Genomic DNA, 12,220 nt, shown 5'->3' with positions numbered 1-12,220 from the left:
CGCAAACAGCCGTGCAGCCGCAGCGGCTGCGCAAGCGGCCCCCACAAGGGGCACCAAACAAGACGGAACCGCAGGAAAGACGGTCTCCATTGCGCCAGCTGAAAAACTCAGTCTCGTAGCACGCGCGAAACCGAGTTGTTCAGAACATCCCTAAATTGGAATGAACATCAAGCTAATCCAAATAATTGGCTGAAAATTCCTGAGTTCAACGTCATGCCGATGGATGTGAATTTTGAGGGCTTTGCATACCCTATATTGGGATCAAGATCGAATGATTTTTATTGGAAAGTGCCAATATTTGAATCTGTATGTACAGTAAGAGCGCTTGCGTGCAAGCGATTTACGCTTAAAAGACTGAAAGAATTAGTCCGCGAGGCAGTTATGTCGGACGAATTTATGTTCGGTGCCTTTGATGAAAAACCAATTAGCTGGACTTCTGAGCAAATATTCGCGTGGCGCTACGACGCTTTTTTTGCGCACATTACTAATGCGATTAATTATTTTCCGCATAAAAAGCAGGAAGCCATGGGGCAACTGGCTTATGCCATGTGCTACGCATTGGAGCTGTCAAGCGATTTGCCTTTGAGTGGATCAAGCGTAAAAGCTATTCGCTCGGAAATGGCGAAGGCGGGCGCGGCTGGCCGGATAGCCAAAGATCCGAAGCAGTCGGCAAAGACTTCGGTAAAAGAGTGCTGGGAGCTATGGCAGCGAGACCCCGAGAGGTACAAAGGACCGTCTGCTTTCGCCCGTGATATGCGTTCGAAGTTTGAGAACCTCGAAAGCGATGAGGTCATCCGCCGCTGGTGCCGAGAATGGAAGACTGCTACTGAACAGGCGCAGTAACTACCGAGCCGCCTGAGTTACTACTAAGCTGGCGCGCTGCTATATATTTTATAGCAAATTAAAAGCACATTGCACCCATGTTCATTCATGAGGTGCAAGATGCAACCCGACACAGTTTCTAGCCGTCATACCCGAGCGCCAGCGCAGACGCTCCAAGCGCTTCACATTCCCGAAGCGCTCCTGAAAATCCAGACGGTAATAGCTGTCACTGGGTTGTCTGAATCGACCATTCGGCGCAAGGTGGCCGAGGGCAAATTCCCGGCCCCTGTTAAAGACGGCACGCGCTGCACCCGCTGGGTTGCGGGCAACGTGACCAATTGGCTGCGCGCCAAGGTGTCGGCATGAGCTGCCAGCACACCGGGCACGATCCCGACGGAAAAACCTTTGCCACCATCGCTGCGAAATTCGCACTGAAGGGCCACGCCCTGCACCGCACAGTGCGCGCAGACGATGGCCGCGTGACGTACACCGCAAGCCGCTGGAACCAGTCCCGCGCCTTCACCACCTGGCACGACGTGCTGGCGTTTCTCATGCAGATTGGCGGTGCAGCATGATCGCCTGGAACGACTTTCCCGAAGGCGACCACCGCACCCAGTGCCCCGCCTGCAATCGCCGTGACAAATCCATGGGCGTGACCGTCCTGGGTCCGGGGCACGGGGTGGCGCACTGCTTTCGCTGTGGCTATGTGGAAACCCGCCAGACCACCCGAGAGCTGACGCCTGCAGAGCGCCAAGCCTTCGCCCGCCGCATGGATGCGCTCAAGGTCCAACACGACGCAGAACAACGCGCACGACAACCCGGACGCCTATATGCCAAGAACAATCTCGTGACGGATCAAGCTGGCACCTGGGTTGCTTTGCGCACGACCCAGCAAACGCCAGGTGACGGCGATGGCTGGCGGCACTGCGGTGCGGAGGCGACAACGTGAAAACAATCGAAGAAATCCGCGTTTGGCAGGCACAGGAGCGAGCACGGGCGCGTTCAAAGCTGCTGGCCGAGGGCATGCCATCAGAAACCGTTGACATGCTTCTCAACGAAGCTCAGGACATGCATGAGGCCCAGGTCGAATGCGTTGCACGGGCTGTCGGAGAGTCTCCGCCTGTGGTGGTGCACTGATGGGAATCACCATTCAAGACGTGCAGTTGGCCGCGCATTACGCGGGCTTGCAGGTTTGGGAGCGCAACAACCCAGGCGGCGGCGTGTATTGCATCGGGCGAGGGCGGAAGATCCTGCACATTGCAGAGGATATCGTTGACGCGCAGGGGTGGCTTAGGGCCTGGATCAGCCATGTGAATTGACATACACGCTGGGTAAACAGAAAAGCAGTTCCTTAAAATTTGGGCGCTGCTTTTTTCTTTGTCCACGTCATTTCTCGCGTGCGCGCCGAACCGTCAGAAAGCACCGCAACGCCTTTTTTCTGGACGTTTAACTCACTGAGTGGAACAAGACGGTGTCCCAGGATGACGCGCCATCGTCGTGAAGGCACCCCCCGAGATAGAGGCGACCCAAGGGGGGGCGAGACGGTCAAAAAAACCGGATCAGGCTGGAAACCGGCCAGTCCCCTAAACATTCGCATCCGCAATTCAAAAGACGACCCTGGAGGCCGTGGGAGCCGGGAAATCCCTGAGTGCGTGCGACCGACCTCAGAGCCACATTCAACGGGCCGCTGTTGGCATTTAGGAGGATGTATGGGTGCACAAAAAGACGATATTGCCGTGAAAGCAGTAGCTGCGGGAGCCTTTGAATTTGGGCTAGGTCAGGCTGCTGAACGACAGACGGATTTCCTGCAGTTACTGAAGCAGGCCGAAGGGCACCTGCTGCATCAGAAAGTGTCCGTCAACTGGCCTAGCATCGACAGTTCACCCAGTGCTATCAGCTTCACCAGCCCACTCGGAGAAATCCAAGCCAAATTTTTCAACGTGCTGGGCGATGGTGGCTATATCACCGCCGGGCTGGTTTTTTTCGACGAGAAGCCGCTTTCCACGTCCCTCGACAAGCGCCCGCTTTACTCAGTAAAACTCATGAGCAACGGCGAGTGGATCGGCAGCGATGGGGAGAGCATGGCAGTGGACCATGGACGACTCACTCCGGCGAGCGCCTTCAAGGCGGTTCGGTCAGCGCTCGCGCGGAAACTGCGGTTGGACACGGAGTTTGTTGATGCCATCGGGGGCGGCTCGTAGTCGCTGTGTTTCTTTCCGCGGAGGACGCAGACGCAGCACCGGCCCTGGTGCTGATGGAATAGAACCGATGGCGATGGGGAAAAAGTGGGGGTAAAAAATAAATCGAATCGCTGAAAACAAGCACCCATGCGGAATAGAAGCAACAGTTCGACTCCCTTCACCGCTCCAGCCTTCTCTGGCTGAGCATCCTCTCCCGCTTCCCTCCCTGGCCTCGCTTTTGTCATCCCCCGTGTATTGCGCGGGGTGCACGTCAATGCTGCGCGTATCGCAAGCGGAGCGATGTCAAGGCATTGGCTGACGTGGCTCCGTTGCCCCTTGCCTCACCATGCCTGGATGGCCCCGCGCGCGGGTCTCCATCGCATGAGGAAATGAATGGCTTCCAAGGACGCGGAAAAGGTAAACGGCAACGGCAAAAGCAAAAGCAACGGCAAGGAACAGCATCCGGCAAAGAAGCGGGTGGGCCACGCCAGGCCCGGTGCCGTCCGCGAAACCAAGGAGGCCAAGGATGCCAAGGCCCAGCGTGAACTGGGCATCATCGGGCCGCACGGCGATATGCGGCTGGCGTCAGCGGTCATTGAGGGATACAGCCTGGAGCTGCGTGACGGTGATGGTTATGTGGGCGATGCAGCCAGCCGCACGGCCTTTCGCCACATGCTGGATGCCTGGCGGAAACTGTTTACCTCCATGGCAGGCAAGGACCCGATGGGCGACAAGCCCACGCGCGAACTGAGCAAGCACCGGCTCGACGCCTTGCTGGAGAAGGACGGCGTTGCAGCGCAAGCCATCGCGGCTGCTTCGGAAGACTATGCGATGCAACTCGCGCACGTGGTGCGGTGTTTTCTGAAACACAAGACCTGGCGCGGCGTGCAGCGCATCATCATCGGCGGTGGCTTTCACCAAAGCGAGGTGGGTAGTGGCGCCATTGCCCGCGCCGCCAAAATCCTCCAGGCCGAAAAGGTGCCCGTGGAACTGCGCACCCTGCGCCACCACGCCGATGAGGGCGGATTGATCGGCTGGGTGCATCTGGCGCCGCCCGCGCTTTTGCAGAGCTATGACGCCATTCTCGCCGTGGACATTGGCGGCACCAACGTGCGCTGCGGCATTGTGCAGACCCACTTGCACCGTGCGCCCGACATGTCACTGGCCGAGGTGGTGCGCCGCGAAAAATGGGCCCACGCCGATGACGGGCCCACGTGTGACGGACTGGTGGAAGGCATCGTCACCATGCTGGAAGACCTGGTCGCGCATGCCGAGAAAAAGAAAATCCGCCTGGCACCCTACATCGGCGTGGCCTGCCCGGGGCTGGTGGAGGAGGACGGCTCTCTGGCCGGCGGCACCCAGAATCTGCCGGGCAACTGGGAGAGCACCCGCTTTCACCTGCCGCGCGATGTGTGTGAGCGGCTGCCGCACATCGGCGACGGCCGCACCCAGGTGTGTCTGCACAACGACGCGGTGGTGCAGGGGCTTTCGGAAATGCCCTTCATGCAGGACGTCAGGCACTGGGCCGTGCTGACGGTGGGCACGGGGCTGGGCAATGCAAGCTACACCAACCGCGTGCCGCAGTTATCTCGGTGATTTTGGCCTCTAGCGCTTATCTGTTAAGCGCTAGCAGCTATTAAATCAATAGTAAAATGTGCGATGGCCTACTTCTGGATATCCCCCAGGCACAGGTACTTGATCTCCACATAGTCGTCCATGCCGTAGTGCGACCCCTCGCGGCCCAGGCCCGACTGCTTGACGCCGCCAAACGGCACGTGCTCGGTGGCCAGGATGCCCACGTTGGCGCCGACCATGCCGTATTCCAGTGCCTCGGTCACGCGGAAGATGCGGCCCACGTCGCGGCTGTAGAAGTAGCTGGCCAGGCCAAACTCGGTGTTGTTGGCGGCGTCGATGGCTTCTTGTTCGGTCTTGAACTTGAACACGGGGGCAAAGGGGCCGAAGGTTTCCTCGCGGGCGCACAGCATGTCGGCCGTGGCGTTGGCGATCACTGTGGGTTCAAAGAACTGGCCCGAACCCAGGCTTTGCAGTCGTTTGCCGCCCGCTAGCACTTGGCCGCCCTTGGCAATCGCATCATCCACATGGCGTTGCACCTTCACGAGCGCGGCTTCCTCGATCAGCGGGCCCTGGTTCACACCGGCCTCAAAGCCGTTGCCTACCTTGGCCGCCTTCACCTTGGCCGCGAATTTGGTCACGAACTCGTCGTACACGCCTTCCTGCACATAAAAGCGGTTAGTGCACACGCAGGTCTGGCCCGCGTTGCGGTACTTGCTGGCAAAGGCGCCTTCGACGGCGCTGTCGATGTCGGCGTCGTCAAACACCAGGAAGGGCGCATTGCCGCCCAGCTCCAGCGACATCTTCTTGACGGTGGGGGCCGACTGCGCCATCAGGATGCGGCCCACTTCGGTGCTGCCCGTGAAGCTGATGTGGCGCACCACGTCGCTTGCGCACAGCACCTTGCCGATGGCGATGGAGTTGTCACTGTCGGCGGGCAGGATGTTGAACACACCGGCTGGAATGCCAGCGCGGATGGCCAGCTCGGCGGCTGCCAGGGCGGTGAGCGGCGTCAGCTCGGCGGGCTTGATGACCACGGGGCAGCCTGCGGCCAGGGCGGGTGCGACTTTGCGGGTGATCATGGCCAGCGGGAAGTTCCACGGTGTGATGGCCGCGCACACGCCGATGGGCTGCTTGAGGACCAGCAGGCGGCGGCTGTTGTCAAACTGAGGCAGTGTCTCGCCGTTGATGCGCTTGGCCTCTTCGGCAAACCATTCCACAAAACTCGAGCCGTAGGCGACTTCGCCCTTGGCTTCGGCCAGGGGCTTGCCTTGTTCGGCGGTCATGATGCGGCCCAGGTCGTCCTGGTTGGCCATCAGCAGGTCGTACCACTTGCGCAGGATGATGCTGCGCTCCTTGGCGGTCTTGGTCTTCCAGGGGCCCCAGGCGGCGTTGGCGGCGGCGATGGCCGCCTCGGCGTCGGCAGGGCCCAGGTTGGCCACGTCGGCCAGCTTGAGGCCCGTGGCCGGGTCGTTCACGTCAAAACGGCTGCTGCCCGCCACCCACTGGCCGTTGATGAGGCCGTCGGTCTTGAGCAGCGTGGGGTCGTTGAGCAGTGCGAGGGGAGATGTCTTCATGTCCATGGGAGTGCTTCCGGGATAGGTGACGAAACAGAGGGCGAGCAGAAAGGGGTAAGGGAAGGGGTGCGGGGCGGGCGCCTAAGAGCCTGTTCAAAGGGCCTGCGTGCGTCTAGCCAAAGGCTAGCATGGGCAGGGTTGCGCCCTGCGTCGCCAAAGTGGCACCGGCAACAGGGGCATGGTGCGGGCACATGCACGGGTGAACACGCCCTGCGCCGTCATGCGCGCCGACCCCGGATCCACTCCAGCATCAGCAGCAGGCTGGTGGTGAATAGGATGAGCAGCGTGGCCACTGCCGCAATGGTGGGCGAGATGTTCTCGCGGATGCCGGTGAACATCTGGCGCGGCAGCGTGGCCTGCTCGGCGCCCGCCAGGAACAGCGTGACTACCACTTCGTCGAACGAGGTGGCAAACGCGAACAGCGCCCCCGAGATCACGCCCGGTGCAATCACTGGCAGTGTGACGCGAAAGAAGGTGTTGAACGGTGTCTCGCCCAGGCTCAGCGAGGCGCGCACCAGGTTGTGGTTGAAGCCCGCCAGCGTGGCCAGCACGGTGGTCAGCACGAACGGCGCACCTAGCGCTGCGTGCACGATGATGAGGCCGAAGTAGCTGTCTGCCAGGCCCAGCGGCGCAAAGTACAGGTAGGTGGCCACACCGACCACGATGATGGGCACCACCATGGGGGCAATCAGGATGGCCATCAGCAGCCCCTTGAACCGGAAGTCCGCCCGCGACAAGCCCACGGCGGCCAAGGTGCCCAGCACAGTGGCAATGAGCGTGGCTGCGGGTGCCACGATGAAGCTGTTGCGCGTGGCACGGGCCCATTCGGCCGACTCGAACAGGTTGCGATACCACTTGAGCGACCAGCCGTGGATGGGGTAGGCGAGGAACGAACTCTCGGAGAACGACAGCGGCACCATCACCAGGATGGGGGCCAGCAGGAACACCAGCACGGCCACGCACAGCGCGCGCACGGCCCACCAGCCGAGCTTGTCGGCCAACGTGGCGTACAGGGGGAATTGGGGCAGGTAATGACGCATGGCGAATGTCTTATGAAGTGGTTAGCCCAGGCTCAGTTCGGCCTTGCCAATGCGGCGGTACACGCCGTACAGCAGCAGCGTGGCGGCCAGCAGCAGGGCGCCCAGCGCGCAGGCCATGCCCCAGTTCACTTCCACGTTGGTGTAGCGGGCGATGTAGTAGCTCAGCATCTGGTCATCGGCCCCGCCCAGCAGCGCGGGCGTGACGTAGTAGCCGATGGCCAGGATGAACACCAGCAGCGCACCCGCGCCAATGCCGGGGTAGGTTTGCGGCACATACACCCGAAAGAACGCGGCGATGGGCGAGCTGCCCAGCGACACCGCAGCGCGCAGGTAGGTGGGCGGCACGCTTTTCATCACGCTGTACAGCGGCAGGATCATGAACGGCAGCAGGATGTGCACCATGGCAATCACCACGCCCGTGCGGTTGAACAGCAGCGCCAGTGGCTGCTCGATCAGGCCCAGGCCCATCAGCCCCCGGTTGACCAGGCCTTCGGACTGCAGCAGCACGATCCATGCGGCCGCGCGCACCAGGATCGAGGTCCAGAACGGCACCAGCACCAGGATCATCAGCACGTTGGCCGAGCGGGCGGGCAGCGATGCCAGCCACCAGGCCAGCGGGTAGCCCACCAGCAGGCACACCAGCGTGACCACCAGGCTGATGTGGAATGTGCGCAGCAGGATGCCGCCGAAGGCGCGCTGCTCCTCGGGCATGCGTTCGACCTGGCCCAGCGCGTCGCGCTGCAGGTCCACCGATGCGAGCAGGTAGTCGGGCGTCCAGCGGGCGCCGTTTTTGGCAATGGCGCGCCAGAAGGGCGCCTCACCCCAGCGTGGGTCTGCGCCCAGCAGGCGCTCCTTGATGGCGTCCGGGGTGCCTTCAAAAGGCAGGTCGCGGTAGGCCCCCATCACCATGGAGCGTGCGCCCGGCACCTCGGAGTTGAGTCGGCGCGCCAGGGCGCCAGCGTCCGAGCGGTCTGGCAGGCGGGCGAGGTCGCCCACCAGTGCGGCGTAGGCCGCAGCCGGTGGTGCGTCGCGCCGGTCCCAGCCGTCCAGGGCACGCATGGTGCCGGGCAGTGCGTTGGCCACCTCGGGGTTCTCCACCGCACGCTGCAGCAGCGCGGCAATGGGCACCAGCAGCGTGAGCAGCAAGAACACCAGCAAGGGCAGCGTGAGGCTGAACGCCCGCCATTTGCGCCGCACTTCGGCGCGGGCCAGGGCTTTGCGCAGCGCGCCGGGGGCGTGGCTGTCCTGCGCGCGGGGCGGGGCCATATCAGGGGCGTTCATGGCGATCACGCCGGAGGGGCTTGCATGGTGGTGGGCTCTGTGTGCTGCTGGTGTGTGCTCATGGCTCAGGCGGGCGGGCGCAGGCTTACTGCGTGGCCCAGGCGGCAAAGCGCTTTTCCAGCGCCTCGCCCTGGTCGGCCCAGAAGCCCACGCTGAACTGCAGGGCCTCCTTGGCGTTGGTGGCCGAGGTGGGCAGGTCGTCCAGCACCTTCTTGTCCAGAGTGGCCAGGGCCTTGGTGTTGGCGGGGCCGTAGGCAATGTTTTGTGCGTAGGCGGCCTGCTGCGGCGTCTGCATGGTGAAGGCGATGAACTTCACGGCCGCATCCTTGTTGGGCGTGCCCTTGGGGATGGCCCAGTAGTCCAGGTCGTAGATGCCGCCGGGCCAGTAGATCTTGAGGTTGCGGCCTTCGCGGTTGGCGGCGTCGATGCGGCCGTTGAACACCGTGGTCAGGGCCACATCGCCCGCCACCAGGAACTGCGGCGCCTGGGCACCAGCCTCCCACCACTGGATGTTGGGCTTGAGTTCGGTGAGCTTCTTGAAGGCGCGGTCGGCACCGTCCTTGGTGGCCAGCACCTTGTACACGTCGGCGGGCTTCACGCCATCGGCCAGCAGCGCAAATTCAAGGTTGTAGCGCGCGCCCTTGCGCATGCCGCGCTTGCCAGGGATCTTCTTGGTGTCCCAGAAGTCAGCCCAGCTGGTGGGTGGGGTCTTGAGCTTGTCGCCGTTATAGGCCATGACGGTGGACCATACGAAGATGCCCACGGCGCATTCGTTCACCGCAGCGGGCAGCAGGTCGGCCTTGGGCACGATCTTGCTGTAGTCCAGCTTTTCGTACAGGCCTTCATCGCAGCCGCGTGCGGCGTCGGGTGACTCGACCTCGACCACGTCCCAGGTCACCTTCTTGGCCTCGACCATGGCCTTGACCTTGGCCTGCTCGCCGTTGTACTCCACGGCCACGATCTTGTTGCCTGCCTTTTCGTAGGGCTCGTAAAACGCCTTCTTTTGCGCATTGGCGTTGGCACCACCAAAGTTCACGACGGTAAGTTGTTGCTGTGCCAGGCTGGGCAGGGCCAGGCAGGCAGACAGGGCAGCGCAGGCGATCAGGCTCTTGTTTTTCATGGTGCGGATTCCTAGGGGTTGAGGGACGGGAACGGGGAACAAAAAATGCGGTTCAGTGAACGGTGGGCGGGGCGTAGATGCGCACCGACTCGGTGGGGAACTCCAGCCACACCGCATCGCCCGGCTCGGGGTGCGGGTTGGCATCGGCGCGGGTCAGCGGCAGCTTGACGGTGGCTTGCGCCTGCCCGGGGCCGATGTCGCACATCAGGCGCAGGTGGTCGCCGTAGTAGATGGCGCGGGCCACGGTGGCGCGCAGCGTGGGGCCTTGGGGCGTGGCGCTGGCGGCGTGCAGCGCAATGCGCTCGGGGCGGATGCAGGCCTCGGCCGGTGCGCCCGGTGCCAGGTGGTTCACATTGAGGCCGGGCAGGCGCTGGCCGTCTGGCAGCTGCAGCGCGCACGCAGCACCGCTGGCTTGCAGGGTGCCGGTGATGACGGTGCTGTCGCCCACAAAGCCCGCCACAAAGCGGTTGGACGGGGTCTCGTACAGCGATTCCACATCGGCCAGTTGCTGAATGACACCTTCGTTGAACACCGCCACGCGGTCGCTCATGGTCAGGGCCTCGCCCTGGTCATGGGTCACGTACACAAAGGTCACGCCCAGCTGGCGGTGCAGCTCTTTCAACTCGATCTGCATGTGCTCGCGCAGCTGCTTGTCCAGCGCGCCCAGGGGCTCGTCCATCAGCACCAGCTGGGGGTTGAAGACCAGCGCGCGCGCCAGCGCCACGCGCTGCTGCTGGCCGCCCGACAGGCGCGCGGGCAGGCGGTCGGCCATGCCGGTCAGGCGCACCATATCCAGCGCCTTCTTCACGCGGTCGGCCTGCTCGGCCTTGGGCACCTTGCGCACCGTGAGCGGGTAGGCCACGTTCTGCCCCACCGTGAGGTGCGGGAACAGCGCGTAGTTCTGGAACACCATGCCAAAGTTGCGCTTGTGCGGCGGCGTGCGCGTGATCTGCTTGCCGTCGAGCAGGATGTCGCCCGCGGTGGGCGACTCGAAGCCCGCCAGCATCATCAGCGTGGTGGTCTTGCCGGAGCCCGAAGGCCCCAGCAGGCTCAGAAACTCGCCGCGCTGGATGTCCAGATCCAGCGCGCGCACCACAAGCTGTTCGCCGTCGTAGGTTTTTTGCACGCCGCTGAAACGGACCAGGGGTTCTGCGTGGTTCATGGTGGTGGGGCAATCAAGGGAGAAAAATTCAGCCCACAGCCGCGAAGCTGTCGGCCAGGATGGCCAGGCCTTCGTGCAGCAGTTCGTCCGATGCGGTCAGGGGCACCAGGATGCGGATCACGTTGCCGTAAGTGCCGCAGGACAGCAGGATCAGCCCGCGCCGCGCGGCTTCGGCCACGACCTTTTTGGTCAGTGCGGCGTCGGGGCGGTGTACATCGCCGTTTTCAAACAGCTCGATCGCCACCATAGCGCCCAGGCCGCGCACGTCGCCGATGGCGGGGACTTTGGCAGCCATGTCTTTCAGCGCATGGACCAGCAGCGCGCCCATGTCCTGGCTGCGGGCCAGCAGGTTTTCCTGCTCGAACGCATCGATCACGGCCAGGGCTGCAGCGCAGGCCACGGGGCTGCCGGCATAGGTGCCACCCAGGCCACCGGCCGCTGGCGCGTCGATGACGTCGGCGCGGCCCACCACGCCCGACAAGGGGAAGCCGCCCGCCAGCGACTTGGCGGTGGTGATGAGGTCCGGGGCCACCGGCCATTGCTCGCACGCAAACCAGGTGCCCGTGCGGCCCGCGCCAGTTTGCACTTCGTCGGCAATCAGCAGGATGCCGTAGCGGTCTGCCAGGGCCTTGAGGCCGGTGATGAATTCCGGCGGGGCCACGTAGAAGCCGCCTTCGCCCTGCACGGGCTCAACGATGAAGGCAGCCACGCGCTCGGGCTCGATGTCGTTCTTGAAGATCAGCTCCACCGAGTGCAGCGCCTGCTCCACGCTTACGCCATGCAGTGCATTGGGGAAAAGGGCGTGGTACATCTCACCAGGGAAGGGGCCGAACCCAATCTTGTAAGGCGCGACCTTGCCGGTCAGGCCCAGCGTGAGGTTGGTGCGGCCGTGGTAGCCGCCCGTGAAGGCGATCACGCCGGGGCGCTTGGTGTAGGCTCGGGCGATCTTGATGGCATTTTCCACGGCCTCGGCGCCGGTGGTCAACAGCAGGCTCTTTTTGGCAAACGCGCCAGGGGCCAGGGTGTTCAGGCGTTCGCACACATCCACGTAGGGCTCATACGCCACCACCTGAAAGCAGGTGTGGGTGTACAGGTCCAGCTGGGCCTTCACGGCGGCAATCACACCGGCGTGCAGGTGGCCGGTGTTGAGCACGGCGATGCCACCGGCAAAGTCGATGAAGCGGCGGCCCTCCACATCCCACAGCTCGGCATTGCGGGCCTTGTGGATGAAGAGGTCATGGGCCTGGCCCACGCCCCGGGCCACGGCGGCGTGGCGGCGGGTGAGGAGGGCGGCGTTGGTGAAGTGGCGGTCTTGCTGCATGGTGTGGGGCGGTGGCTGTGAAGGACAAAAAGGGGATGAAAACCAGGAATTGAACGAATTCTGGAAGTCACGTCACGGCCCGTCCATGTACAGCGCAGCGCTGTTTGGCGCGCACTGTGCAGGTCTAGAATCCTGTACAGGCAAT

General features: G+C 63.1%; 14 protein-coding genes. 8 read left to right on the top strand and 6 right to left on the bottom strand.

From position 1 onward, the window contains the following. Positions 1-135 precede the first annotated feature (135 nt). From KI609_RS13065 to KI609_RS13030, 8 genes are all read left to right on the top strand, one after another. Positions 136-843: a hypothetical protein gene (locus KI609_RS13065; RefSeq protein WP_226443849.1), complete on the top strand. Its 708-nt coding sequence runs from the start codon at positions 136-138 to the stop codon at positions 841-843. 99 nt (positions 844-942) lie between these two features. Next, positions 943-1,188: a helix-turn-helix transcriptional regulator gene (locus tag KI609_RS13060; protein WP_226443847.1), complete on the top strand. Its 246-nt coding sequence runs from the start codon at positions 943-945 to the stop codon at positions 1,186-1,188. Then, on the top strand, positions 1,185-1,397 hold the full coding sequence (locus KI609_RS13055) for a hypothetical protein (RefSeq protein WP_226443845.1): 213 nt from the start codon (positions 1,185-1,187) through the stop codon (positions 1,395-1,397). Before KI609_RS13060 ends, KI609_RS13055 begins: the two co-directional genes overlap by 4 nt. Further along, positions 1,394-1,771 (top strand): hypothetical protein, encoded by a 378-nt coding sequence (locus tag KI609_RS13050; RefSeq protein ID WP_226443843.1) that lies wholly within the window; start codon positions 1,394-1,396, stop codon positions 1,769-1,771. Before KI609_RS13055 ends, KI609_RS13050 begins: the two co-directional genes overlap by 4 nt. Next, positions 1,768-1,959 (top strand): hypothetical protein, encoded by a 192-nt coding sequence (locus KI609_RS13045; RefSeq protein WP_226443841.1) that lies wholly within the window; start codon positions 1,768-1,770, stop codon positions 1,957-1,959. Before KI609_RS13050 ends, KI609_RS13045 begins: the two co-directional genes overlap by 4 nt. Then, a complete protein-coding gene (locus KI609_RS13040) occupies positions 1,959-2,141 on the top strand; it encodes a hypothetical protein (RefSeq protein WP_226443839.1) in 183 nt (60 codons plus the stop codon). The genes KI609_RS13045 and KI609_RS13040 overlap by 1 nt, the downstream gene beginning before the upstream one ends. 390 nt (positions 2,142-2,531) lie before the next feature. After that, positions 2,532-3,023 (top strand): hypothetical protein, encoded by a 492-nt coding sequence (locus KI609_RS13035; RefSeq protein ID WP_226443837.1) that lies wholly within the window; start codon positions 2,532-2,534, stop codon positions 3,021-3,023. A 372-nt stretch (positions 3,024-3,395) separates the two neighbouring features. Then, complete coding sequence (locus KI609_RS13030) at positions 3,396-4,598, top strand: ROK family protein (RefSeq protein WP_226443834.1); 1,203 nt, start codon at positions 3,396-3,398, stop codon at positions 4,596-4,598. Between the two features lie 68 nt (positions 4,599-4,666). On the opposite strand, the gene KI609_RS13025 is transcribed toward KI609_RS13030, so the two are convergent. From KI609_RS13025 to gabT, 6 genes are all read right to left on the bottom strand, one after another. Then, on the bottom strand, positions 4,667-6,157 hold the full coding sequence (locus KI609_RS13025; RefSeq protein ID WP_319003106.1) for an NAD-dependent succinate-semialdehyde dehydrogenase: 1,491 nt from the start codon (positions 6,155-6,157) through the stop codon (positions 4,667-4,669). A 212-nt stretch (positions 6,158-6,369) separates the two neighbouring features. Then, positions 6,370-7,191, bottom strand: a complete 822-nt coding sequence (locus KI609_RS13020; RefSeq protein WP_226443830.1) for an ABC transporter permease — start codon at positions 7,189-7,191, stop codon at positions 6,370-6,372. A 21-nt stretch (positions 7,192-7,212) separates the two neighbouring features. Further along, positions 7,213-8,472 (bottom strand): ABC transporter permease, encoded by a 1,260-nt coding sequence (locus tag KI609_RS13015; RefSeq protein WP_226443828.1) that lies wholly within the window; start codon positions 8,470-8,472, stop codon positions 7,213-7,215. Positions 8,473-8,557: 85 nt separating this feature from the next. Continuing rightward, the gene (locus KI609_RS13010) at positions 8,558-9,592 is read right to left on the bottom strand and encodes an ABC transporter substrate-binding protein (protein ID WP_226443826.1); all 1,035 of its coding nucleotides are present in this window, start codon (positions 9,590-9,592) and stop codon (positions 8,558-8,560) included. 52 nt (positions 9,593-9,644) lie between these two features. Further along, complete coding sequence (locus KI609_RS13005; protein ID WP_226443825.1) at positions 9,645-10,754, bottom strand: ABC transporter ATP-binding protein; 1,110 nt, start codon at positions 10,752-10,754, stop codon at positions 9,645-9,647. 28 nt (positions 10,755-10,782) lie between these two features. Beyond that, a complete protein-coding gene (gene gabT, locus KI609_RS13000) occupies positions 10,783-12,075 on the bottom strand; it encodes a 4-aminobutyrate--2-oxoglutarate transaminase (RefSeq protein ID WP_226443824.1) in 1,293 nt (430 codons plus the stop codon). Between the last annotated feature and the right edge of the window lie 145 nt (positions 12,076-12,220).

It is taken from the genome of Acidovorax radicis (genome assembly GCF_020510705.1).
In the GTDB taxonomy this organism is placed as follows: domain Bacteria; phylum Pseudomonadota; class Gammaproteobacteria; order Burkholderiales; family Burkholderiaceae_C; genus Acidovorax; species Acidovorax radicis_A.
Note: the sequence above shows the minus strand (reverse complement) of the source record. Positions and strands in the feature narration are given on the sequence as shown.